The organism is Streptomyces tauricus (assembly GCF_014650955.1).
Lineage (GTDB): Bacteria > Actinomycetota > Actinomycetes > Streptomycetales > Streptomycetaceae > Streptomyces > Streptomyces tauricus.
The window spans coordinates 12,128-36,079 of the sequence record NZ_BMVY01000025.1 but is presented as its reverse complement, the minus strand read 5'-3'; the positions used below and the strand labels follow the sequence as shown (position 1 = coordinate 36,079).

General features: G+C 68.9%; 23 protein-coding genes. 11 read left to right on the top strand and 12 right to left on the bottom strand.

Going from position 1 to position 23,952, the window contains the following annotated elements; genetic code table 11:
• The first annotated feature begins 419 nt into the window (after window positions 1–419).
• From IE278_RS29635 to IE278_RS29620, 4 genes are all read left to right on the top strand, one after another.
• The gene (locus IE278_RS29635; protein WP_189776334.1) at window positions 420–917 is read left to right on the top strand and encodes a MarR family winged helix-turn-helix transcriptional regulator; all 498 of its coding nucleotides are present in this window, start codon (window positions 420–422) and stop codon (window positions 915–917) included.
• A gap of 95 nt (window positions 918–1,012) precedes the next feature.
• Window positions 1,013–3,544 (top strand): MFS transporter, encoded by a 2,532-nt coding sequence (locus IE278_RS29630; protein ID WP_506417402.1) that lies wholly within the window; start codon window positions 1,013–1,015, stop codon window positions 3,542–3,544.
• A 123-nt stretch (window positions 3,545–3,667) separates the two neighbouring features.
• Window positions 3,668–4,492, top strand: a complete 825-nt coding sequence (locus tag IE278_RS29625; protein WP_189776332.1) for a YceI family protein — start codon at window positions 3,668–3,670, stop codon at window positions 4,490–4,492.
• A gap of 79 nt (window positions 4,493–4,571) precedes the next feature.
• Window positions 4,572–5,033, top strand: coding sequence for a PPOX class F420-dependent oxidoreductase (locus tag IE278_RS29620; protein ID WP_189776331.1), 462 nt, complete (start codon window positions 4,572–4,574; stop codon window positions 5,031–5,033).
• Window positions 5,034–5,155: 122 nt separating this feature from the next.
• Here the strand turns inward: IE278_RS29620 and IE278_RS29615 are convergent, their stop codons facing one another.
• The 10 genes from IE278_RS29615 to IE278_RS29570 all read right to left on the bottom strand — a co-directional run bounded on the left by IE278_RS29615 (window position 5,156) and on the right by IE278_RS29570 (window position 16,965).
• On the bottom strand, window positions 5,156–5,932 hold the full coding sequence (locus tag IE278_RS29615; RefSeq protein WP_189776330.1) for a TetR/AcrR family transcriptional regulator: 777 nt from the start codon (window positions 5,930–5,932) through the stop codon (window positions 5,156–5,158).
• Window positions 5,933–6,011: 79 nt separating this feature from the next.
• Window positions 6,012–7,529, bottom strand: a complete 1,518-nt coding sequence (locus IE278_RS29610) for an MFS transporter (RefSeq protein ID WP_189776329.1) — start codon at window positions 7,527–7,529, stop codon at window positions 6,012–6,014.
• 96 nt (window positions 7,530–7,625) lie between these two features.
• On the bottom strand, window positions 7,626–9,878 hold the full coding sequence (locus IE278_RS29605) for an ArnT family glycosyltransferase (RefSeq protein ID WP_189776328.1): 2,253 nt from the start codon (window positions 9,876–9,878) through the stop codon (window positions 7,626–7,628).
• Window positions 9,875–11,356, bottom strand: coding sequence for a bifunctional glycosyltransferase family 2/GtrA family protein (locus tag IE278_RS29600; RefSeq protein WP_189776327.1), 1,482 nt, complete (start codon window positions 11,354–11,356; stop codon window positions 9,875–9,877). Before IE278_RS29600 ends, IE278_RS29605 begins: the two co-directional genes overlap by 4 nt.
• Before the next feature lie 14 nt (window positions 11,357–11,370).
• Complete coding sequence (locus IE278_RS29595) at window positions 11,371–13,020, bottom strand: sensor histidine kinase (RefSeq protein WP_213089754.1); 1,650 nt, start codon at window positions 13,018–13,020, stop codon at window positions 11,371–11,373.
• Window positions 13,017–13,757 (bottom strand): response regulator transcription factor, encoded by a 741-nt coding sequence (locus IE278_RS29590; protein WP_189776326.1) that lies wholly within the window; start codon window positions 13,755–13,757, stop codon window positions 13,017–13,019. Before IE278_RS29590 ends, IE278_RS29595 begins: the two co-directional genes overlap by 4 nt.
• A 139-nt stretch (window positions 13,758–13,896) precedes the next feature.
• On the bottom strand, window positions 13,897–14,778 hold the full coding sequence (locus IE278_RS29585) for an amidohydrolase family protein (RefSeq protein ID WP_189776445.1): 882 nt from the start codon (window positions 14,776–14,778) through the stop codon (window positions 13,897–13,899).
• 16 nt (window positions 14,779–14,794) lie between these two features.
• Entirely contained in the window at window positions 14,795–15,280 is a 486-nt protein-coding gene (locus tag IE278_RS29580) for an antibiotic biosynthesis monooxygenase family protein (RefSeq protein WP_308434951.1), read from the bottom strand.
• Between the two features lie 153 nt (window positions 15,281–15,433).
• The gene (locus IE278_RS29575) at window positions 15,434–16,342 is read right to left on the bottom strand and encodes a DUF2797 domain-containing protein (protein WP_189776325.1); all 909 of its coding nucleotides are present in this window, start codon (window positions 16,340–16,342) and stop codon (window positions 15,434–15,436) included.
• 167 nt (window positions 16,343–16,509) lie between these two features.
• Window positions 16,510–16,965 (bottom strand): signal protein, encoded by a 456-nt coding sequence (locus IE278_RS29570; protein WP_246570815.1) that lies wholly within the window; start codon window positions 16,963–16,965, stop codon window positions 16,510–16,512.
• A 920-nt stretch (window positions 16,966–17,885) separates the two neighbouring features.
• Between IE278_RS29570 and IE278_RS29565 the strand changes: the two genes are divergently transcribed.
• Window positions 17,886–18,917, top strand: coding sequence for an LPO_1073/Vpar_1526 family protein (locus IE278_RS29565; protein ID WP_189776323.1), 1,032 nt, complete (start codon window positions 17,886–17,888; stop codon window positions 18,915–18,917).
• A gap of 142 nt (window positions 18,918–19,059) precedes the next feature.
• Here the strand turns inward: IE278_RS29565 and IE278_RS29560 are convergent, their stop codons facing one another.
• Window positions 19,060–19,869, bottom strand: a complete 810-nt coding sequence (locus IE278_RS29560; protein WP_189776322.1) for a protein phosphatase 2C domain-containing protein — start codon at window positions 19,867–19,869, stop codon at window positions 19,060–19,062.
• Between the two features lie 2 nt (window positions 19,870–19,871).
• Window positions 19,872–20,717, bottom strand: coding sequence for a sigma-70 region 4 domain-containing protein (locus IE278_RS29555; RefSeq protein WP_189776321.1), 846 nt, complete (start codon window positions 20,715–20,717; stop codon window positions 19,872–19,874).
• A 590-nt stretch (window positions 20,718–21,307) separates the two neighbouring features.
• Between IE278_RS29555 and IE278_RS29550 the strand changes: the two genes are divergently transcribed.
• The 6 genes from IE278_RS29550 to IE278_RS29525 are packed head-to-tail and all read left to right on the top strand — an operon-like array spanning window position 21,308 to window position 23,900.
• Window positions 21,308–21,574: a DUF6284 family protein gene (locus IE278_RS29550; protein WP_189776320.1), complete on the top strand. Its 267-nt coding sequence runs from the start codon at window positions 21,308–21,310 to the stop codon at window positions 21,572–21,574.
• On the top strand, window positions 21,571–22,014 hold the full coding sequence (locus IE278_RS29545; protein WP_189776319.1) for a Pycsar system effector family protein: 444 nt from the start codon (window positions 21,571–21,573) through the stop codon (window positions 22,012–22,014). The genes IE278_RS29550 and IE278_RS29545 overlap by 4 nt, the downstream gene beginning before the upstream one ends.
• The gene (locus IE278_RS29540; protein ID WP_189776318.1) at window positions 22,011–22,301 is read left to right on the top strand and encodes a DUF6303 family protein; all 291 of its coding nucleotides are present in this window, start codon (window positions 22,011–22,013) and stop codon (window positions 22,299–22,301) included. The genes IE278_RS29545 and IE278_RS29540 overlap by 4 nt, the downstream gene beginning before the upstream one ends.
• A complete protein-coding gene (locus IE278_RS29535; protein WP_189776317.1) occupies window positions 22,298–23,194 on the top strand; it encodes a DUF2637 domain-containing protein in 897 nt (298 codons plus the stop codon). The genes IE278_RS29540 and IE278_RS29535 overlap by 4 nt, the downstream gene beginning before the upstream one ends.
• The gene (locus IE278_RS29530) at window positions 23,191–23,583 is read left to right on the top strand and encodes an RRQRL motif-containing zinc-binding protein (RefSeq protein WP_189776316.1); all 393 of its coding nucleotides are present in this window, start codon (window positions 23,191–23,193) and stop codon (window positions 23,581–23,583) included. The genes IE278_RS29535 and IE278_RS29530 overlap by 4 nt, the downstream gene beginning before the upstream one ends.
• On the top strand, window positions 23,583–23,900 hold the full coding sequence (locus IE278_RS29525; protein WP_189776315.1) for a hypothetical protein: 318 nt from the start codon (window positions 23,583–23,585) through the stop codon (window positions 23,898–23,900). The genes IE278_RS29530 and IE278_RS29525 overlap by 1 nt, the downstream gene beginning before the upstream one ends.
• The last annotated feature ends 52 nt before the right edge of the window (window positions 23,901–23,952 follow it).

The window sequence follows — 23,952 nt, the reverse complement described above, 5'->3', positions numbered from 1 at the left end:
GGCCTCGTCCTCAAACGCCGGACGGGCTGAATGCACGGCGCCCGCCCCACCTGCCCTGCCCGGCCCTGGACGGGGCTCGTCGCCAAACGGCGGAGAGGCTGAGTGAGCGGCGCCTGCCCCATCTGCCCCGCCCTGCCTGAACGGCCTCGCCCTCGAACGCCGGACGGGCTGAGTGAGCGGCGCCTGCCCCGCCTGTCCCGCTCGGCCTGGACGGGCTGAGTGGGCGGCGCCCGCCGCGCCCGCCAGGGCCGTCCGCACGCCCGTCAAGCCGCGTGACCTGCGAGTTTACGTTTGCCAATACTTGCCTTTGCCAAGGTTTTAGCCCATAGGACGCCATTTCGTTTGCCTGCAGCAACCAACCGTATTTATGGTTGCCTGAAGCAACAAAAGATCGGACAGACGAGCACGAGGGAGGTGCGATGGCCGCTCGCCGGCAGTACGAGGAGCTGGCCCAGCAGCTGAGCGCCATCGGCGCCGTGAAGCGGGGGCTCGGGCGGATGCTCCCGCACGAGTGCCCGGCGGGCTCCGCCGCGGTGCTCACGCTGCTCGACCGGCACGGCGAGATGCGCATGAGCCGTCTCGCCGAGCTGATGGCCATCGACATGTCGGTGACCAGCCGGCACGTGGCGCACGTCGCCGAGCGCGGCTGGATCGACCGGTCCCCCGACCCGGCCGACAAGCGCTCCCGCATCCTGCGGCTCACCCCCGCCGGACGGGACATGCTCGCCGACCTCTCCGAGCGCTCCATGAACGCGCTCGCCCACTACCTGGCGGACTGGTCCGACGACGAGGTCGACCAGCTCAACACCCTGCTCGGACGACTGCGCGCCAGCTTCGGCGACTGCCGGCCCGTACCGGCCGCACCGGCCGTGCCCGCCGCGGCGCCCCCCGAGCGGACCACCCGTACACCTGTATGACGCAACACAAGAAAAGGAAGCCCATGGCAACGACCACACCAGCCGGTGTGCGGGGCTCACACGCCAAGCACGGAGGCGTCCCCGACGGCGCTCCGATGACGCACCGGCAGATCATGGAAGCCCTCTCCGGGCTGCTGCTCGGCATGTTCGTCGCGATCCTGTCGTCGACGATCGTCTCCAACGCACTGCCCGAGATCATCGGCGACCTGGGCGGCGGCCAGTCCGCCTACACCTGGGTCGTCACCGCCGCCCTGCTGTCGATGACCGCGACCACGCCCCTGTGGGGCAAGCTCGCGGACCTCTACAACAAGAAGGCGCTCGTCCAGATAGCCCTCGTCGTCTACGTCCTGGGCTCGGCCGCCGCCGGCCTGTCGCAGAACGCCGGCATGCTGATCGCCTGCCGCGTGGTGCAGGGCATCGGCGTGGGCGGTCTGTCGGCCCTCGCGCAGATCGTCATGGCCGCGATGATCTCCCCGCGTGAGCGCGGCCGGTACTCCGGTTACCTCGGAGCCACGTTCGCGGTCGCGACCGTCGGCGGCCCGCTGCTCGGCGGTGTCATCACCGACACGAGCTGGCTCGGCTGGCGCTGGTGCTTCTACGTCGGTGTCCCCTTCGCGATCATCGCGCTGATCGTCCTCCAGAAGACCCTGCACCTGCCCGTCGTGAAGCGGGACGTGAAGGTCGACTGGGCCGGCGCGTTCTTCATCTCCGCCGCGGTCTCGCTGCTGCTCCTGTGGGTCACCTTCGCTGGTGACAAGTACGACTGGGTGTCGTGGCAGACGTACGCGATGGTCGGTGGCTCGATCGTGCTCGGACTGCTGTTCTTGCTCATCGAGTCCAAGGCCAAGGAACCGATCATCCCGCTGCGTCTCTTCCGCAACCGGACCATCGCGCTCTCCTCGATCGCCTCGCTCTTCGTCGGTGTCGCGATGTTCTCCGGCACCGTCTTCTTCAGCCAGTACTTCCAGCTGGCCCGGGACGAGTCGCCCACCATGTCCGGTGTGCTGACGATCCCGATGATCGGCGGTCTGTTCGTCTCCTCCACGGTCTCCGGCCAGATCATCACCAAGACCGGCAAGTGGAAGGCGTGGCTGGTCGGCGGCGGTGTGCTCATCACGGCGGGCCTCGGTCTGCTGGGCACCATCCGCTACGACACGGACTACTGGAAGACCGGCGTCTTCATGGCGCTGCTGGGTCTCGGCATCGGCATGATGATGCAGAACCTGGTGCTCTCCACGCAGAACCAGGTGGCGCCCCAGGACCTCGGCGCGGCCAGCTCCACGGTGACCTTCTTCCGTTCCCTCGGTGGCGCGATGGGCGTCTCCGCGCTCGGCGCGGTGATGGCCAACCGCATCACCGACTACGTCAAGGACGGCCTCACCGGCATCGACCCCAAGTACGCGGCCGCGGCGAGCCATTCGACCGGCAGCATCCCCGACATGGACTCCCTGCCCGCGCCGCTGCGCACGGTCATGGAGAGCGCGTACGGGCACGGCATCGCGGACGTCTTCCTGATCGCCGCCGTCATGGCCCTGCTCGCCTTCCTCGTGACGCTGTTCATCAAGGAGGTCCCGCTGCGTACCTCGGGCGGGCTGGCGCAGGCCGCCGAGGCCCAGGCGCAGGCCCACGCGGAGGTCACGACCGTTTCCGAGGCCGCCCCGGCCACTGCCGGATCGGCCGGTGTCTTCCCGGCGGAGTCCGAGGAGCGCGTACCGAGCTGGGCCGTCGCCGACACGGGCGCCGGTACAGGTGCGGGTACGGGTACGGGTGCGGGTGATGGCGCCGAGCCCGGACCCGCGGGGACGCAGCGGCTCTCGGCGGTCGCCACTCTGGCGACCGAGACCGACCCGAGCACGTCCGGTTCCGGCGGGGTCCCGGTCCACGGGTTCGTACGCGGCGCCGAGAGCGCGCCCGTGCCCCGGGCCGCCGTCACGCTGATCTCCCTCGCGGGCCGTCAGCTGGGCCGCTCGGTCGCCCAGGCCGACGGCGCCTACGCCGTGGACGCGCCCGGCACGGGTTCGTACGTGCTGATCGCCTCCGCGGACGGCTTCCAGCCGCAGGCCTCGACGGTCGTCGTGAACGGTGAGCCGCTCGCGTACGACATCCTGCTGAGCGGTACGAGCGGGCTCGCCGGCGCCGTGAAGGCCGCCGGGAGCGGGCAGCCGGTCGTGGGCGCGATGGTCATCGTGACCGATGTGCGCGGTGACGTGCTGGCAACCGGGACCACCGGTGAGCAGGGCGAGTTCACCTTCGCCGAGCTGGTGCCCGGTGCCGTGACCGTCGCGGTGAACGCCGCCGGACACCGGCCCCGCGCGCTGCCCGTCGAGGTCGGCGGCACCGGGGTCACCCGGGTCGAGGTCGAGCTGACCGCCGGAGCGCAGCTCCAGGGCGTGGTGCACGCACCCGCAGGTCCGCTGGGCGACGCCCGGGTCACGCTCGTCGACGCGGCGGGCAACGTGGTCGGCACCGCCACCACCGGGGCGGACGGGGCGTACGCCTTCGCCGACCTGGACAGCGGCGAGTACACCGTGATCGCGACCGGCTACCCGCCGGTGGCCACGGCCCTGACCGTGAGCGGCGGCGGCGTGGACGGCCACGACATCCGGCTCGCCCACCCCGGCGAGTAGTCCGGAACCGGTAGTCCGGAACCGGTGGTTCGAGAACCGGTAGTTACAGACCCCGGCCCGTGGGGCGCGTTCCGAGCGGAGGCGTGCTCCGCGGGCCGGTTTCATGAGATGAGGTTGTGAGCAATGGGACTGACCGCGCGGATCCGTACGCGGGACGGCTGGGCCGTGTCGCACGCGGTCGTCACCGTGACCGACATGACGGGCGCCCAGGTGGTACGCGCCGAGGCCGACGAGGAGGGCGCCGTGCGGGACGCGGTCGCGCTCGTGCCCGGCGCGTACACGGTGATCGTCACGGCCGTCGGGTACGCGCCCGTCGCGTCGAGCGCCATCGTCACGGCGAGCGGCCGGGCCGAGATCGGCACCGTGACCCTCGCCCGGCAGGGCGGCACCGAGCTGCCGCCGCCCGGCCCCTGGACCGTGGACCCGGCCCACTCCTCCGTGGGCGCCGTCGCCCAGCACCTGGGGATCTCCAGCGTGCACGGGCGGTTCACGCAGTTCGCCGGCCTGATCGAGATCGCCCCGGACGAGGTCGCCAAGTCCCGCGTGGAGGCGGTGATCCGGGCCGACTCGATCGACACGGGCAACGCCATGCGCGACGGGCACCTGAAGTCGCCCGACTTCCTGGACGTGGAGCGCCACCCGGAGATCACGTTCGTCTCGACGGGCCTGACCCCGGCGACCGGGTCCGACCGCTGGACGGTCCACGGCGACCTGACCCTGCACGGGGTCGTACGACCGGTCGACCTGGACCTCGCCTACCTGGGCACGGGCGCCGACCCCTGGGGCGGCACGCGGGCGGCCTTCCGCGCCACCACGGAACTGCGCCGCGAGGACTTCGCGATGAACTACAACCAGGTGGTGCAGGCGGGTATCGCGGCGATCGGTACGACGCTGAAGGTGGAGCTGGACATCCAGGCGGTGCAGGGCGAGACGCTCCCGCAGGCATAGCCGTCGACCCGGGCATCGACACAGGCGTACGCACGGCAGGGTCAGCCTCGGCGGGCCCCCGTGCCCCTAGGCTGCCCCCATGGCACCGAACATCGCTACGAACACCTCCGTATCAGCGGCCGAGTTGCTCGACTTCGTACGCCCCCGTCATCGCGCCATCCTGCTGACGCGCAGGGCCGACGGGAGCCCGCAGGGTTCGCCCCTGACCTGCGGGGTCGACGACTCGGGCCGCATCGTCGTCTCCACCTACCCGGAACGCGCCAAGACCCGCAACGCCAAGCGCGACGAGCGGGTCAGCCTGATCGTCCTGAGCGACGACTGGAACGGCCCCTGGGTCCAGATCGACGGCACGGCCGAGGTGATCGACTCCCCCGACTCGGTGGAGCCCCTGGTCGAGTACTTCCGCAACATCTCGGGCGAACACCCGGACTGGAACGAATACCGCCAGGCCATGCTGAAGCAAGGCAAGTCGATCATCCGCATCACCCCGGAAAAATGGGGCCCGGTGGCCACAGGCGGCTTCCCGCCCCATCTGGCATAGGCCCACCCCGACCACCCCAGGGGCGCGGGGAACGGCGCAATCTTTTGTCTTTGCCCTCAGGGGCGCGGGGAACGGCGCAATCTTTTCGTCTTTAAAGGGCAGCGCCCAAACCCCCCGCACCCCTACCCCTCCCCGCGAAGCACCACCGTCTCGATCCCCGCGATCACCAGATCCAACGCGAACCCGAAGTCCCGCTCGTACATCTCCTCCACCGTGCTCCCCCCACGCGCCCGCATGATCTCCGTGCTCTCCTCCAGCACGTCATCAAGCTCGGGCGCCCCCTTCAACGCGCTCAGCGCCTGCTGGAAGTACGCGTCAGGGCTCATCCCGGCCTCGGCCGAGCGCGCCGTGAAGTGCCCCTCGATCGTGCCGAACCCGTACACGAACTGGAAGACGGCCGAGATGGCCCCCGCCAGCCGGTGCGTGGGCAGCCCCGTCCTGCGGATCACCCGCTGCACGGTCCGCGAGAAGGCGATGGACCTGGGCCCGATGTTGAGGAACGTCCCGGCGAGCGGCGAGGCCCAGGGATGCCGTACGAGAAGCGCCCGGTACCCGGAGGCGATCGCACGGAGCTGATCCCGCCAGTCCTCGTCCGCCGCCGGGTCGGGCAACTCCAGTTCGCCGTAGATCGCGTCGAGCGCGAGCTCAAGAAGGTCGTCCTTCGTGTCCACGTACCAGTAGACGGACATCGCGGTCACATTCAGCTCGGCGGCCAGCCGTCGCATGGAGAACTTGGCCAGCCCGTCCGCGTCGAGCAGCCGTACCGTCGCCTCGGTGATCCGGTCCCGGTCGAGCGACGCCGGCTGGCCGCCCCGGGCGCCACCACCTCGCGGGGCCTTGCCCTCCAACCACACGCTGGTCCGTACCGGGCGCTCGGCCCGGTCGACTGCCCTCACCATGGCGCACCTTCCTCGGAACTCCACCACCGGGGCGTCCCGGAACACCGAGTTCCGCCCCAGCCCTTGCACAGGGCGGCCCTCACATCGGCACCGCCACCGCGGAGTCTGCCCTCTCGGCCCGCCGAAGCAACGCGGCGGCCAGCAGTCCACCGAGGAGCACGGCCACCGCACCCACCAGCTGGCTGGTCTCCAGACCCGACGCGAACCCGTCCGTGATCCGCGCCCGCTCGTCCGCGGAGTCCGCGGCGGCGAGCGTCGCCGGGAGCGAGGCCGCGGCGAACGGGATCAGCGCGGCGAAGCGGGCGTTGAGGACTGCGCCGAGGACGGCGACGCCGAGGCCGTTGCCGAACTCGGCCAGTGTGCCGTTGACGCCCGCGCCCACGCCCGCCTTCTCCGGCGGGATCGCGCTCATGATGGCGTGCGCCATGGCGGGGTTGGCAATCGCGCAGCCCCCGCCGATGAGCAGCAGGCCGAGCAGCGTACCGGCGTAACCACTCGACGCGAGGGTCGCGATCGACACCAGCCCGCCGGACATCAGGACCATGCCGAGGGCGATCGAGACGGGCGTGCCGAGCTTCGCCGTCCACTTCGCGGAGAGGCCGGTGAAGTTGAGGGCCACCACGGTCAGGGCGAGCGGCGCCGTGCGCAGCCCCGCTTCCAGGGGGCCGTATCCGAGGACGAACTGGAGGTGCTGGGTCAGCAGGAAGAGCGCGCCGCCCATCCCGAAGGTGATCAGTACGGCACCGGCGACCGCCCCCGTGAAGTGCCGGTCCCGGAAGAAGTGCAGGTCGAGCATGGGATACGGGATCCGGCTCTCCCAGTAGGCGAAGAGGGCCAGGACCACGAGTGCCAGGCCCGCCGTGGTGAGGACGCGGGCGGAGGTCCAGCCGTGTTCCGGGCCGGAGATGATCGCGTACACGAGGGCGGTCATGCCGATCGTGGAGAGCAGGGCGCCGAGCAGGTCGGGGCGGTCGCCGCGCGGGTTCTTGGACTCCGGTACGAGGCTGATCACGGCGCAGAGGGCCAGGGCCACCACCGGCAGGTTGACCAGGAAGATCGCGCCCCACCAGTAGTGGTCGAGCATGAACCCGCCGAGCAGGGGGCCGGTCGCGAAGCCGAGGGCGTTGACGGCGCTCCAGATGCCGATGGCCTTCGGCTGCTCCTCGGGCGCGAAGATCTGCATCGCGACGGCGAGTGTGGTGGTGAGCAGGAGCGCGCCGCCGATACCCATGCCCGCGCGGGCGGCTATCAACTGGCCGGTGGTGTCGGCGAGTCCGGCGACCAGTGAGCCGATACCGAACAGCACGAGTCCCGCGACCAGCATCTTCTTGCGGCCGTAGCGGTCGGCCGCGCTGCCCGCGCTGAGCAGGAGCCCCGACTGCACCAGCGAGTACGCGTTGATCATCCACTGGATGTCGGAGGTGCCGGCGCCCAGTTCCTCGGTGAGGGTGGGGATCGCGACGTTCAGCACGGTGTTGTCGAGCAGCACGGTGAGCTGGGCGAGGCAGATGACGCCGAGGATCAGCCACCGCTGGGGGTGGCCGCCGACGGAGCCGACGTGGCCGGTTTGGCCGGTTTGGCCTTGCGGGGTTGGCATGCTGTACACCGTAGAACAGTCCCTATACGGCGTACAACAACAAAAAAGGTGGCCCGGGCTTTCGTTCGCCCGGGCCACCGCCTTCGGTGCAGTACGTCAGCTGCTCGTGGGCTGCGTCAGGTCGTAGAAGGTGGACGAACCGACCGTCACCTTCTTGAAGTTGGCCTCGACCCACGTGCTGATCTTGGACGCCGTGCCGGAGTCGCTGCTGCCGCCACCGCCCATGGAGCCGGACGAGATGAAGTAGTGGATCTTCCCGTCCGCCACGTACTTCTTGAACTGGGCCAGCGTCGGCGACGGGTCGCTGCCGTTGAAGCCGCCGATCGCCATCACCGGGTCGCCGGTGGAGAGCTGGTAGCTCGCGGCGTTCTGCGCGCCGATGGCCGCCGCGGCCCAGGTGTAGTCCCCGGAGTTCTTCTCCAGGAGCGCCTTGGCCTCGGAGCTGACGGTCGCGCCGTTGAGCAGGCCGCCCATACCACCGCCGCCCATGCCGCCACCGTCACCGGTGCCGCCGGCGGTACCGCCACCCGGCTGGGTCCGGCCGTTCTGACCCGTCTGGCCATTGCCGTTCTGCTGGCCCTGCTGGCCCTGCTGGCCCTGCTGGCCGCCGCCGGGGAAGCCGCCGGTCGGGGGCTGGCCCATGCCGCCGCCCTGCTGGTTCTGGCCGGTGCCGCCCCGCTGGTTGCCGCCCGGCATCCCGCCGCCGCCCGGGCCGCCGCCCATGCCGCCACCACCGCCGGGGCCGCCGCGACCGCCCGAGACCGAGGGACCCGCCGTGACGATCGAACCGCTGTGGCCCTCGTTCAGCGTGGTCAGCGTGTACGCCGTCGGGCCCGCGAGAGCCGCGACGAAGCTGAGCCCGACCACCGCGAGGGACAGCCTGCGCCCCAGCCGCGCGATGAAGATCAGACCGAGTGCCGCGACCAGACCGCCGACCAGGACCAGCCACTTCAGCCAGGGCAGGTAGTCGGAGGAACGGTTCAGAAGCACGTACCCCCAGACCGCGGTGGCCGTGCTTCCGGCCGCCATGGTGAGCGAGATCCACATCCGGCCGCGCTCTTCCCACAGCACGCTCGCGCCCATGCCGACCACGGCGGCGACGTACGGGGCGAGGGCCACGGTGTAGTACTCGTGGAAGATGCCCTGCATGAAGCTGAAGACCACCATGGTGATCAGCAGCGAGCCGCCCCAGGCGAGGAACGCGGCACGGGCCGTGTCGGTCCGCCGCGCCTTCCAGGTCAGCGCGATCCCCGCGGCCAGCACGATCAGCGCCGCCGGGATCAGCCAGGAGATCTGACCGCCGATGGAGGAGCTGAACATCCGGTCCCAGCCGGTCTCGCCCCAGCCACCGCCACCGGCACCGCCTCCGCCGCCCCCGACACTGCCGGTCTCCTCTCCGTTGATCCGGCCGAGTCCGTTGTAGCCGAAGGTCAGTTCCAGGAAGGAGTTGTTCTGCGAGCCGCCGATGTACGGGCGGGAGGACGCCGGCCACAGCTCGACCAGGGCCACCCACCAGCCGCCCGCGACGATCATCGCCAGGCCGGAGAGGAGCACCTGCCCGATGCGCCTGCGCACAGTCGTCGGCGCGAAGACGGCGTAGAGGATCGCGAGGGGCGGCAGGATCAGGAAGGCCTGGAGGGTCTTCACCAGGAAGGCCAGCCCGACGGCCGCGCCCGCCCACACCAGCCACTTCGTCTCGGCCTTCTCCATGGCCCGCAGGACGCAGTGGACCGTGACGGCCATCAGGAGGGCGAGGGCCGCGTCCGGGTTGTTGAAGCGGAACATCAGCGCGGCGACGGGTGTGAGCGCGAACACCGCGATGGTGATGAAGCCCGCCGCGGCCGTGAACCGGCGGCGCACGGCCCCGTACAGCACTCCGGCCGTGGCGACGGCCATGAGGACCTGCGGGAACAGGATCGCGAAGGAGTTCAGGCCGAACAGCCGTACCGACAGCGCCATCGGCCACAGGGAGGCCGGGGGCTTGTCGACGGTGATGGCGTTGGCCGAGTCGAGCGAGCCGAAGAAGAAGGCCTTCCAGGACTGGCTGCCGGCCTGGGCCGCCGCCGAGTAGAAGGAGTTGGCGTACCCGGAGGCCGTGAGGTTCCAGGTGTAGAGCGCGCCGATCAGCAGCAGCGCGCCGAGGAACGCGGGGCGCACCCAGCGGTTGTCCTCGGGCCGCCCGCGCCACAGACGGCGTACGAAGGGCTGCTTGGGGCTGCCGTCCTCGGGGGCGGCGGGCTCCGCGGTCGGCTCCGCCGGAACGCCCGGTTCCTGTACGGCGGTCGGAGTGGGCGGCGTCCAGCCGGGGTCGGCGGCCCCCGTACCCGGATGGTCGTGAGTCGTCGTCATCGCGCGTCCCTCGGGTCGTGGTCGTTCGGGCGCACCGGCTGCATCTGCATGGTCGCGTCCCCCCAGGTCTGGTGGTCGTGCGGAGCGTTGGCCGTGCCGTACAGGGACTGCGTGCTCCGGCCGTACGGGGACCGCGGTGCCGTCGCGTGGACGGGCGACGCGGGTCCGGTCGGTACGGTCGGCGGCATCGTCGGTGCGGCGGGGGTGTGAGAGGCGACGACGGTCGACGGTGACGTGTCGTGCCGGTCCGGGAACACCCAGGCCCGGAAGAGCAGGAACCGCAGTACGGTCGCCGCGAGGTTGGCGACGATCAGGACCGCGAGTTCGGTGGCGTGCGCCGGCTCGGTCGTCGCCGCGTTCAGGGCGGCGAGCGAGCCGCTGGTGAGGGCGAGTCCGATGCCGAAGACGACCAGGCCCTGTGCCTGGTGGCGGACCGCGCCGCCCTTGCCGCGTACGCCGAAGGTCAGGCGCCGGTTGGCGGCGGTGTTGGCGACCGCCGAGACGAGCAGGGCGAGCGCGTTGGCGATCTGCGAACCGGAGAACGTACGGAAGCCGCTGTAGAGCACCAGGTAGAACAGCGTGGACAGGGCGCCCACGACACAGAATCCGACGAGCTGGCGGGCCAGGCCCTTCGGTACGCCGCTGATCTCACGGTCGCGCGGGTCGTCGCCGAACGGGCGGGCGAGCCGGTCGAGCGCCAGCGAGCCGGTGGCGAGGGCGCGTCCCACGCGCCACACACCCTTCAGGTCGTCGGTCGCGGTCTTCACGATGTGCACGGTCGAGTCCGGGTCGTCGACCCAGTCGACCGGCACCTCGTGGATGCGCAGTCCGGCCCGTTCGGCGAGGACCAGCATCTCGGTGTCGAAGAACCATCCGGTGTCCTCCACCAGCGGCAGCAGTACCTGCGCGACATCGCGCCGGATGGCCTTGAAGCCGCACTGCGCGTCGGAGAACCGCGCCTGCAGCGACCCCCGCAGGATCAGGTTGTACGTACGGGAGATGAACTCCCGCTTGGCGCCCCGCACCACCCGCGAGCTGCGGGCCAGCCGCGAGCCGATCGCCAGGTCGGAGTGACCGGAGATCAGTGGGGCGACCAGCGGGAGCAGCGCGTTCAGGTCGGTGGAGAGGTCGACGTCCATGTAGGCGAGGACCGGGGCGTCCGAGGCGGACCAGACGGTCCGCAGCGCCCGGCCGCGGCCCTTCTGCTCCAGCCGGAACGATCTGACCTCGGGGAGCTCCGCCGCCAGCCGCGCCGCCACCAGGGGAGTGGTGTCCGTGGACGCGTTGTCCGCGACGGTGATGCGGAACGCGTACGGGAAGGTGCGGGACAGGTGCTCGTGGAGTCTGAGCACACACGGCTGGAGGTCCTTCTCCTCGTTGTAGACGGGGATCACTACGTCCAGGACAGGCGTACCGGCATTTCCGGCCGGGAGGTGCTCCCGCGCCGGCAGGTTGCCGGGAGAAGGTTCGGTTCGCATGACAACGACTGTCGTCAAGCGCCCTGTTGCACCCATGTGGTCGCGCTGTGGTGTGCCTGTGAGTACGGTTGTGAATTTGTTTGAGAAATGAACGCCTCATGAGAATGGGGCGCTTGAGGGGTGAGCGCGGGGAGATGCACGGTGAACACCGTGTGTCCGGGGACGCTGTCGACTGTCACCGCGCCGCCGTGCGCGGCGGCGACGGCCTGCACGATGGCGAGGCCGAGCCCGGTCGACCCGGAGGAACGCGAGCGTGACGAGTCGCCGCGCGCGAACCGTTCGAAGACGTGCGGCAGGAGGTCCGGGGGAATTCCCTGACCGTTGTCCTGGACGTCCACGCACACCCAGGATCCCTGGCGGCGCACGCGGGCGGTCACCGTCGTACCGGGTGGGGTGTGGGTGCGCGCGTTCGCGAACAGATTGACCATGACCTGCTGGACGCGGGCCGCGTCGGCCAGGACCAGCGCGGGTTCGTCGGGCAGCTCCAACCGCCAGTTGTGCTCGCGGCCGGCCGCGCGGGCGTCGCTCACGGCGTCCACGACCAGCGGGGAGAGGTCGGTGTGCTCGTAACTGAGCGGCCGGCCGGCGTCGAGGCGCGCGAGCAGCAGGAGGTCCTCGACGAGTCCGGTCATGCGCCCGGCCTCGGACTCGATCCGGCCCAGCGCGTGCCGCGTATCGGGCCCGGTCTCTTCTCTTCCACGTCTGGTCAGTTCGGCGTAGCCGCGGATGGACGCGAGAGGTGTACGCAGCTCATGGCTGGCGTCCGCCACGAACTGCCGTACGCGCGTCTCGCTCTCCTGGCGCGCGTGCAGGGCGCCGTGGACGTGGTCGAGCATGCGGTTGAGCGCGGCCCCGACCTGGCCGACCTCGGTGTGGGGGTCGGTCTCGGACTCGGCGACCCGTTCGTTGAGGGTCACCTCGCCGGTGTGCAGGGGCAGTTCGGAGACGCGGGTGGCGGTGGAGGCGACCTTGCGCAGGGGGCGCAGGGCCACGGTCACGATGGTCGCCCCGGCGAACGAGGCGGCGATGAGCCCGGCGAGCGTGACGCTCACCTCGACGAGGATGAGGGTGTTGAGCGTGTTCGTGACGTCCTCGGTGGGCACGCCCACGTAGAACGAGCCGTTGTCACCGGTCTGGAACTGCACGTGGTACTCGCCGAGGCCGGGCAGCGTGACCGTGTGCGGCCTGCCGTCCTGCGGCACGTCGGCGAGGACGGCTTTCTGGGCCGTGGTGAGCGCCTCGGCGTCGAGGTCCGGTATGCCGTCGTCGCTCTTGGTCTTCTTGCCGACCTGCGCCTCGGAGATGCTGCCGCCGGTGACCTCCGCGGCGACCGTGCCGCTGGGCTGCGGGCCCTGCTGGACGAACTCCGACAGCGTCTTCCTCGGCTTGTCCTTGCCACCGGGGTCGGGCTGGAGGCCCTCGATCCGCAGGGGGCCGGCCGCCCGCATGGTGGCGTCCCGCAGCGTTTCGTCGAGTTGCTCGTACAGATGGGAGCGGAGCGCGATCGTCGTGACCGTACCGATCACCGCGCACACCACCGCGATCAGCGCGACCGCCGAGACGACGAGCCGCGTCCGCAGGGTCCGAGGCTGCCGGCGCCGCAGCGCGTGCGGGACCCCGGACTGTCGGCGCCGCTGCGTACGCGGCCGTCGTCGCCCGCTCACGAGGTCGCGGGCTTGATCAGGTAACCGGCGCCGCGCCGGGTGTGGATCATCGGCTCACGGCCGGCGTCGATCTTGCGGCGCAGGTACGAGATATAGAGCTCGACGACGTTGGCCTGGCCGCCGAAGTCGTACGACCACACGCGGTCGAGTATCTGCGCCTTGCTGAGCACCCGGCGCGGATTGCGCATCAGGAACCGCAGCAGCTCGAACTCGGTCGCGGTCAGGTGGATGCCGTCACCGGCACGCGACACCTCGTGGCTGTCCTCGTCCAGGGTGAGGTCACCGACGACGAGCACCGAGTCGGAACGGCGGTCGGCGGCACCGGAACGGCGGATGAGGCCGCGCAGCCGGGCCACGACCTCCTCCAGGCTGAAGGGCTTGGTGACGTAGTCGTCGCCGCCGGCCGTCAGACCCGCGATCCGGTCCTCGACCGCGTCCTTCGCGGTGAGGAAGAGCACGGGTACTTCGGGCAGCTCCCGGCGGAGCCGGCCGAGGACGGCGAGACCGTCCATGTCGGGCAGCATCATGTCGAGAACGACGGCGTCGGGCCGGAACTCGCGCGCGGTCTGCACCGCACCGGTCCCGTCCGCCGCGCTGCGGATCTGCCACCCTTCGTAGCGAAGGGCCATGGACAGCAGCTCGGTGATCGACAGCTCGTCGTCCACCACAAGCACGCGAACGGGGCTCCCGTCCGGCCTCAGCAGTTCGGTGCGCCCCTGGGGCGAGGTCGTGGTCATAGCCAACACATTGGTGGGCCGCCCTGAGAGCGCCCTTTCGGGAACCTGTGAATCCCCTGAGAAACTCACAGCCGCCTCTCAGGGAACGCGTGGGAACTGCTCGCGACTCCTTCACCGGGTGCGCGGCGGTACCTCTCCCTCACAACCCGAACAGCCGCGCCCCGTTGTCATGGCAGACCGCCCGCAGCCAGTCCTCCCCGAGCCCGAGCCTCTCCAGCGCCCGCAGCTGATGCACGTACGGATAGGGGATGTTGGGAAAGTCGCTCCCGAGCAGAATCCGGTCCCCGAGACCGGAGAGCCGGGGGAGCGCCCGCTCGGGGAACGGTGCGAACTCCTCGCTGAAGTCCGTGAACGCCATCGTCGTGTCCAGCCGCACCTCCCCGAACCGCTCGGCGAGGCCGAGGAAGTCCTCGTACTCCGGCATCCCCATGTGCGCGATCACCAGCCGCAGCCGCGGATGCCGCGCGAGCACCCGCCCGACCGGCTCGGGCCCGGTGTACTTCCCGGGCGAGGGCCCGGATCCGCAGTGGATCACGACAGGGGTCGCCGCCTCGGCGAGCACCCCCCAGGCCGGATCGAGAAGTGCGTCGGCGGGGTCGTACGCCCCTACCTGGACGTGCGCCTTGAAGACCCGCGCCCCGTCGTCCAGCGCCTTGCGCACATACTCCGCCACGCCCGGCTCCGGGAACAGCGTCGCCGTGTGGAGGCAGTCGGGGTTCCGGCGGGCGAAGTCGACGGCCCACCGGTTCAGCCACTCGGCCATGCCCGGCTTGTGCGGGTAGAGCATGGCGGTGAAGGCCCGCACGCCGAACTCCCGCAGCATCCCGACCCGTTCGTCCTCCTCCACCCGGTAGGTGATGGGCCACTCGACCCCGCCGGTGAGCGGCCCGAGCCCGTCGAAGTACGCCCAGACCTTCTTCAGGACGGACTCGGGCATGAAGTGGGTGTGGACGTCCACGAGCCCGGGAAGACCGAGCCCCCTCCAGAACCGCCTTACGTCCTCGCCCTCATCCCCCTTCATCCCGTCAGTCATCCCGTCAGTCCTGCCCTCGCTCGAACCCATGGCTCCGCTCGACCTTGGCCACGTGCAACGTGTAGCGCTGGTACCACTCGGCACGCCCCCGCTTCTGCGCCGCCCGGTGCTCGGCGTTGCTCCGCCACTCCTCTACGGCGCCGGCGTCCCGGAAGTACCCGACGGTGACGGAGAGCCCGCCCGGCGACCCGGCGTGGTCCATCCCGAGATACCCGGGTATCTCCTTGACGAGCTCCTCCATCCGCTCATTGGTCTCGCCGTACTCCGCGAACTCACCGCCCTCCGTCTTCACCGAGGTGAAAACGACGGCGTAGTACGGAGGGTCGTACGCACGGACGGGGACGGGGGAGGAGAGGGAAGCGGGAGAGTCGCTAGAAGCGCTGGAGGCACTAGAAGCACTAGAAGCACTAGAGGCGCTGGAGGCGCTGGAGGCGCTGGAGGCGCTGGAGGCAGGGGCGGAGAGAGAGGCGGAGGAATCCTGAGGGCTCATGCCGCTCACCCTCGATCCGGCCGCCACGCCAAGTCCAGACCGTTTACCAAAGGGGATCCCAAGGGTTCGATCTCTTGACCATCCGCTCACTCCCGCGCCCCCTCACGCGCGCGCTCCCTCCAACCCCCGGCCCCAGCCCTCTGCCCCCGCCCTTCAAAAAAGCCCGTCCTGAACTCCCCCGAACTCCCGCACGGGCACGGTGACATCCCCTCGCCGGCCCTCACCCTCACCCTCACCCCCACCCTCCCCCTGGCCCGACCCGGCCGCTCCGGTCAGTTCCCACCCGGTCATGAGCCGCGTGTCGAGCACGACGACCCCCCGCCCGGTCAGCAGATGCAGATCGGGCCCGGCGGCGGCGACCAGTTCCCCCCGTACGACGCCTCCCGGCACGAGCTCGCCGACGACGGCCACGGCCGGCGGCAGCCCGTCGAGCCCGAACGCATCCGTGTGATCGACGGCCTCGAACGGCATCCGCCGCAAGGCGTCCGGCCACCCGTCCAGCCCCACGGCCCGCGCGTGCAGCTCCCGGATCTCCGCCGCCCGCGCCCCCGCCTCCGGCAGCGCACTCCGCACGGCCCGCTTGGCGTCGTACGCGATCCGGTCCGGCACTCCCAACGCCGTACGCAGCAGTTCCTCACTGCGCCGGGCGGACATCAGCGGCCCCTGCCCCAGCCAGGTGAAGACGACGGCTCCCTGCTCCAGCAACCGGGCCGACCCGCGCTCGACGGCGGTGATCCCCACCTTGACCATCCCGGGTCCGAACCAGGCCAGATAGACGGAGTAGGGCCGGGGGTCGTCGGCGATGGTGTCCGCCGCGACGGAGTGGGCCCGGTCCAGCCGTGCGCACTCCTCGCACCGGGCCCCGACACTGCGCCCGGACACCGCGGCCCCCGCGAAACACCGGTGCCCGCGCGCCCCCACACACCGCCGCTCGCCCCCGCCCACGACGGCGAACCCAACCTGCTTCCCCCAAGGCAACCCACTGCGACGCCCCCCGTCCCAGACCAGCACAGGCTCCCGCCCGACCCACCGGAGCCCCATGCATTTCCACACTTGTGCCATCACGCACGAGCGTAGAGCCCGCCACTGACAACGGGCCCTGCCCCGACCCGGCCTCACCCCCGGTCCGACCCCGAGCCCGGACAGAAACACATCCTCGCGTCGGCGGTCGACGCTCCCACCAGCCGAGTACCGCAGAACGCCCCGCAGGTCCCCCGCGCGTCGTCCGCCTACGCGGCGTCCACGGTCAGGGAGTAGTCCACGCCGACGGACAAGTCCTGGGCCTCACCACGAATCGTCAGCGTGTGCCTTCCGGGCTCCAGCGGGGGCAGCTGGACCCAGATGCCGCACCCGGTGGTCGTGAAGCGCTCGTCCGTGCCCGTGACGGGGTTGAAGAGGACGCCCTGCACAGAGATCGGCTCTCCTCGGCTGCTCTCGGAGTCGACCTTCTTGCCGTCCAGGACCGCGGCCCCCTTGGCCGTGCTCATGAAGCTCGCGCAGTCCTGCGGGCCACCCATCAAGTTCACCAGGGGAAACGCGACAGGGACCCCACCGGGGATGCTGCAGGTGCGCTCGGCCCTCGTGCCGAAGGTACCCGCGAGAAACCACATGTCCTGCGGCTGGTTGCGCTCACAGTCGCTCCCGTCCTCGTCAACGACCGGGTTGGTGCGTTCGGGCTCCGACATCGCCCATGTCCACCACCGGCCTTGCAGATCCTCGGCAGAGAGACCGGCTTGGGCCGACGACGGTTCGTTCGAAGCCGGCGAAGTCGAGTCCTCCGACCCCTCGGCCGGGCCTCGCCCACATCCCACCAGTGTCGCCAGGACGATGGCCATGACTGCCACTCCGCCGGTCTTGATCTTCATGAGTTCCCCTCCCGTGCCGCGCACGTGCCACGACCCCCCGGTCGCCACACGGTTTGCGCGAGCCCTGTCCGCGAGCCTGCCGAGCCCTTCGGGCCACGGTTGCTGTACTTCGCTGCGGTACGCCCCAGAAACGCAAGAAGCCCCGGATCTCTCCGGGGCTTCTCATCTGTGTGCACTCGGCAGGATTCGAACCTGCAACCTTCTGATCCGTAGGCGGGTGCGCCACCCACGAACGATCAATGAGCGGTGACTCTGACGAGAGGCTGAGTACGGCCCCGAACCGCACCACATCCGTCGGCGTCTGCGGTTGTGCGCCCCTGTTGATGTCACCGGCTGATGTCAGGCAACTGTCGACTTAACTGGCCTCAGGACCGGGCCACGAGGACTCCAGGTGCTCCCCTGACGTCGAGGGCGGCAGCTTGGTCGTTCTGCCCCAGCCTGTCACCGGCATGGTCTACCGTCCGTCACAGTGCTTTCGACTCGCTCGCTCCGCCCGGAGCGGTATGCAGCGCGCACACCGTGAAATTTTCACGATGAGGGAGGTCATCAATGAGTTGGGTCTCGTGGGCGTTCGGCGGAGTAGGCGTAGCCGTACCGATTGCCTTGATTAGCTGGTTTTATTTCGACAGAAAGAAGAACCAAGATCGCCAGGTTCAAAAATCAGGTAATGACTCAATTAATTATCAGGCAGGAGGAAATATGAGAGTAGACGGAGACAGTGACATCAACCGGCGTAACCAATGAGTCAACGCCAAACCGGCGGAGATAACTCCACCAACTATCAAATTGCCGGTGATATGCACGCAGGCCTTTCCTACCGAGACGCCAAGGAGATCGCAGAGGACGTATTTCGCCAGAACTATACGCAACTAGCCGCAGAGGCGGCAGAAACGGCCGAGAAGCGAGCACAGCATATATCCGAGAAAGTCTTCAAGAAAATGTTTTCAGAGTCTCCCGAGTCTCTGCAGAATGCGAGAACCCCAGACTTTCAGCGAGCCCTATTCAGGGTGCAGGAAGAATTCGCCACCACTGGAGACGAGGATCTCGGCGACCTCCTAGTTGACATGCTCGTCGACAGATCCAAAGAGTCTGGAGGCTCCTTTAGGCAGGTTGTATTGAACGAGGCTCTTAAAACCGCACCTCGACTCACCAGCGCGCAGGTCGCAGTTATGGGCGCGGTATTTATTGCCCGCTATGTAAACGTGCCCGCCACTAGCATCCCTCAATTTCATGCGACGATTCGCGAGTATTGGGTTCCCGTAATCAAGGGGCTACAGCAGCCCTCAGATGCGAACATGGGCCATATCGCCTACGCTGGATGCGGGTCTATCAATCTAGCATTGGTGACATTCACACAGCTTTTCCTTGAGCGCTACCCCGGTCTACTCACAGCGGGATTCAAAAGAGAAGACTATACTTTCTCTGACGAGTATCTCGATTCCGGACTCCTAATCCCTTGCCTGCGCGACCCCCTGATGGTGCAAGTAGCCGCAGTAAGCCGCAAAGAACTTGAACAGAAGCTAACCATCATAGATGTTGGGGAGAACGCCGAACCGCTGCGACATATGCTCGTAGGTAACCCCATCTCCGGCGAGTCAATCCTCCAAGAGGTCAAGTCGCTCGATTCGTCCCTTGGTAATTTTGCCGAGATCTGGGGAAATTCTTCGATGAAAAACTTTGACTTGACCAGCGTTGGTATTGCAATCGCTCACGCTCACTGTCGCAGGTTGCTTGGATCGGCGATGCCACCTGTTGACATCTGGTTGAGCTAATAGCTATTCAGAGCGTTCTTTGTCGATAGCTCTACCCACGGCCAGCAAGTGTGAACTAGCAGCAAGTAGCTCGGGGTACGACTCCGGCTGCTGTGCTTGCCTCTGAATGTTGCCTGAGGGATATCTCAGCGCTGAACAGGTGTTACCCCCACTCGCAGAAGGCAACAGACGCGTCATCCCCAGACTTGTAGCGCGGCCACCGCTGCCCATGAAGATCTGTGGCCTCCACCTTGCGAACTGCGCCGAGAAGCTCTCGCGGACCCCCGGTGCGGAGCATCCTGAAAACTTCGGGCCAGGTCGCCATTTCGTAGTCCGTCACGAGGCACGACGCACCGTCGGATAGAAGCGCGGCGGCGCGCAGATCCTCGGCGAGAACTCTGCCCGTCAGCGCGTGTTCTGCGGCTTCGGGTCCGGAAGCCGCGACCCAATAACCGGTTGCCGTGTTGCGGGTCTGTCGCTGCGCGAGCACCAGTTGACGCAGGGCTTCTTTGTGTTCCGTCGTATGAGTCTCGTACCGACTGACTTCCGCCTTCAATTCCGGAAGGATCTCCTTCACTCGCAGGTCAGTGATCACGGAAAAGCCGTGGCGGCCTTCGAGCACGATCGGGGAGTCAGCCAAGACGAGGTGATCGAAGAAACTTTCGCGTTGCCGGAGGATTGCCACAGTTGCGGATGGGGTTCCTGGATTCCTCAGGTCGCACTCAGGGTGCTTGGCCGCCACGCGTTCGAGAGCGTCAGCCAAGCCGGTCACCAGCGTGCGCTCCGGATCAGCCAATGCGGCCACGAGCTGACTGCCCAGGCGCTCGACGTACCACGGAACGCCGTGGCGGCAGCCCGTGTTAAGGCCTGCAGTGCTGAGCCCGTCCAGCACAACAGCAAGATTTGGTGTGCCGGCCACCCAATCTTCGTTGGGGGCAGCTCCACCGGGGCGGGTGTCGATCGCGACGCGCATAATCAGCCTTCGTGTCGGTACAGCGGAGTGACGCGTCGACTCTCCAGCACTTCGAGCGTCGTCGGGTCGTAACGGCACGAAATCAGCGTGGAGAAGCGGCGTGTACGGACTTCTCTGTAGAGCTCTGCCAGGTTGTTCTCCAAAAAGTGAACGACTCCGTTCGCTCCAATGGCGTGGACACCCGCGATGTAGAGGAACGTCCCTTTCCCGTCCAGGCGGGGGAGGCGTCCCAGGTATCCGACGTCGCCGGCCGATCCGTCCTCATCCTGCGGTGACCGGAACTCCTTCCCGGCTACCTGGTCGAGCAGGTGCCACGCGTGGTCCTTAGCAAACCGAAGATTGTCGTCCCCTTCGAGCACCTGCGCCACGATCGGGGACAGGCGGGGGCCGCAAACGACGACGTGGTTGTCCCGGTTGAGATTGACGATTCCGCTCGGTGGGATCACCTCGTACTGAGCGTCCAGTTTCATGCCGCCCAGCAGCTTGCGAAGGTGCTCGAAGTTGTTGAGGTCTTCCCGCGTGACTACCTCGCTGGGGTTCTGGTCGGGCGCCTTCCCTGCTTCGTACTTGCCCCCGAGCGAGACCGTGACCAGGTCTGTGCCGAAGAAGGCGCGCTCTGGCGGGGGCCCAGATGACGCGAGCTGACCGACGCGCCCGCGGCTGACTCCGAGTCGCTTCGCAATCTCGGCTTGGGTCATGCCCGACGCCTGCGCCTCTTCGATCGCTTCCCGGCGGATGCGGGACAGCTCATTCACGTGGCTCTGATACCGCGCCATCAGGTCGATTGCGGCTTTGGCGCGGTCTACGGGGTCCGCGATCCCAGGGACCTGCTCCATGTCGTAGTGCACGACTCTCCGATCATCGCCTAGGGGGGATAGCAGACTCTACCGCGAGAGGGGGTTGCGCGCAGCCTTGGGTTTGCCTACCGTACCTATCAAGCGAGACGGCAACCCCCCCTAGGCAGTCTGGGGAATGAGGCTGTTTTGGCTGCTTGACCTGCAAGAACGCTGAGGGCGGGGACGCTGCAATCCCGCTAAAGGCCAGGTGGAACAGGGTTTCGGCCCGTACTGGCGAGGTGGCCCGGCGACCGCGAGCAACGGCCGGAGAGTGGGGACTAGGTCCCCCTTGCAGTGCACCACCACATCCGCGGGGACTAATTCCCCTCGCACAGAGAGGAGACGCCGATGCACCGACGACATCGTCCGGCGTCGTCGCGCCTGACCAGCACGACGGCAACGCCTTCCGCGTCTCACTGACTTCCGCGGCTTGAGTGCTGCGGCCGGTTGCCTCCTCCGCCCGTCCGTCCCCGCCGCGTGCGGTGGCTGTACGGGCGGAGTGGCAGGGAGCCGGATGTTCCGACTTCAACGGCGCGCGGCCCCGGTGTTCGAGCACCGGGGCCGCTTTTCGGGCCGTACCACCCTGAGAGGAACCACGACCCATGGTGTACATCGGTGCTGTTCAGGCGGTTGTTACCGCCGACGGGTTCGACCGCGAGCCGACGGCTGCGGAGCTGGACGCGATCGAGCAGGAGATGCCCGTCATCCGGGCGGACATCGACCTGCTCGACGCGCAGATCATCACGATCGACCGGACGCCGACGGAGCTGGACGCGCGGCGTATCCGCCGGGCCCACCGCAAGGTGCTGGCGGCTCGCCGGACGCTGGCGAACACGGCCGCGACGCACACCGCAGGGGCGTCCGCATGAGTACTCCCCAGACTCTCGCCGCTGCTCATGCGGAGGTGAAGGCGGAGATCGCGCGGACCGACACGAAGACGGGTCTGCTGCTGGCGTTCGTCGGTGCGGTCCTCGCCGGTTCGTGGACGGTCGCCAAAGACGTCCCCCTTCCCGTTCACGCCTGCATCGCCGGCGGACTAGGCATGGCGCTGCTGGTTGCGGCGGCTGCTCTGCTGCTGTGGTCGGTGCGGCCGAACCTGCGGGGCGGTCACGGCTTTCCGCTGTGGGCCACCCTCACCCCCGACCAGATCACCGCGACGCTGTCGGGGGATCTGAGCGCGGACGTCGCGAACCTGTCGCGTATCGCGCTGGCCAAGTTCACCGGCCTGCGCCGCGCGGTCGACCTCACCATGACCGGCGGGGCGCTGCTCATCCTCGCCGCGCTGCTCACCCTCGGGGGTCCGGCATGAACGCCCGCACTCTGACGGCTCAGATGTCGATGGGTAGCGGCGGGGCGTGGCGCTTGTACGTGGTCGTCCTCGGAGAGCCTGACTGGCCCACCTACCGGTGGGACTTCTTCCACGCCGTGCCGAGCGTGGCGCAGCGCCGTACGGCGCTCACCTCGCTCGGCTACGAGCCGGTCTCCGGTGGCGAGTGGTCGTGGACGGAAGACAGCCTCGTCCCCGACGACGACACCACGACGCCGGTCCTGATCGCCGCGATCAACGTGCAGGCACGGGAGGAGGTGTCGGTATGAACCTCAACCGCACAGGCAGGGCCGCCCTCGTGCTGGCCCTGGTCGCCGTGGTCGGCATGGCCTTCCGGGTCTCCTGGAACGCCCTGCGCGACATCGCGGGCGCGGTCGGGGCCGATGAGACGGCCGCGATGCTGTACCCGTTCGTGGTGGACGGTCTGATGGCCCTCGCTCTGATCGCCACCCTCGTGCTCACCGACGATGCGCGGAGGTTCGCGCTGCGGGTGCTGGGCACCTACACCCTGGCCTCGCTGGTCCTCAACTACGTGCACGGGCTCGTGCCCGGACTGCACGCGGACGGCGGGACAGTCGACTGGACACGCCTCGCCGACTGGGACCCCGCGAACTGGGCGCTCGTGCTGCTGGCCACCTCGCTTCCGGTCGGGTCGATCTACTTCGGTTCCGATCTGGTCGCCAAGGTCCTGCACCACCGACCGGCCCCGATTCCCGCCCCGGTCGTGAATGCGGAGGAATCTACCGAGACCGAGAGGATTCGGTCTACGGCTGACCTCGGAGAATCGACCCCCGCACCGATCACCGCAGCACCGGTTCAGATGCCCGACCCGGTCACGGTCGAATTCCTGAAGTCGAGCGTCCCGCTCAAGCCGATGCCCGCCGTGACTCCGGCTCCGGTCGCCTCGATCGCACCGCGCCCGGTACCGGCTGAGTCGGCCCGCCCGCGTCGGGCAACCGGTCGACTCCCCGCAGTCGCCCGGACCGCCCGACCCAAGCGGACTCCGGCCCAACTGCTCGATGAGGCACGGAAGGTGTCGGCCGGTTGGCCGGACGCGAAGGTGACGGCTGAGGGCATCCGCCGGGAGGTCCACACCTCCCCGGCCAACGCCCGGATGCTGCGGGACACCCTGCTCGCCGAACGCGCCACCCCGGCTCCGTGAGCGGCGGGGCGTTCGGCAAGTGCTTCGACCCCAACGGCGCGCGCCACGGCATCCCCACCTTCCCGTGGCGCTACGCCCCGGACGGTTACGCCACCTTCCGGCAGCTCAGGGCGCGCGGTCTGCGCCCCGGCGGGCAACCGATCGCCGCGCAGGTGCTGCGCCCTCGCTTCCGGCGGGGGCCGCTGGTCGCCTACCTCTACCGCCTCGACTGCGCCAAGCCCGTGCGGCCGATGACTCCGGCCCGGTGGGCGGCCCTCGCCAAGGCCAACACGGCCCGCCGCATGTGTCCGTCCTGCCGGCGCGATGCCGGATACGTGATCCCGCTCTCGCTCGGCATGTGCGTGCCGTGCGCTTACCCCGACCCGTCTGAACCGGAAGGGACTGCCTGATGGGTAACGCCGAACTGCGTCGCCTGGAACGTGAGATCGAGAAGACCGGGCGGAAGCTGGAAGCGGTCCGCCGGGGTGAGTGGTGGCCGCTGAACAGCCGTGAGCGCCGTGCCATCGCCGGGGCCCTGGTCGGCGGCTCGTACCGGGTCGCCCGGGGCCGGAGCACCGACCGGGCTGACCAGCGGCTGGAGACGGCCGGCAGTGCGGCGGAGATGCGGCTGAACGCGGAGCTGACGGCGCTGCACGGCGAGCGTCAGCGGCTGATCACCGAGGCCGCCCGCGCCAAGGCCGCGAAGAAGAAGTCCGGTTGGTTCTGACCAGCCACAACCCGCTGTTTGCGCCGGGGTGCCCGGGACTTTCCACGGACAC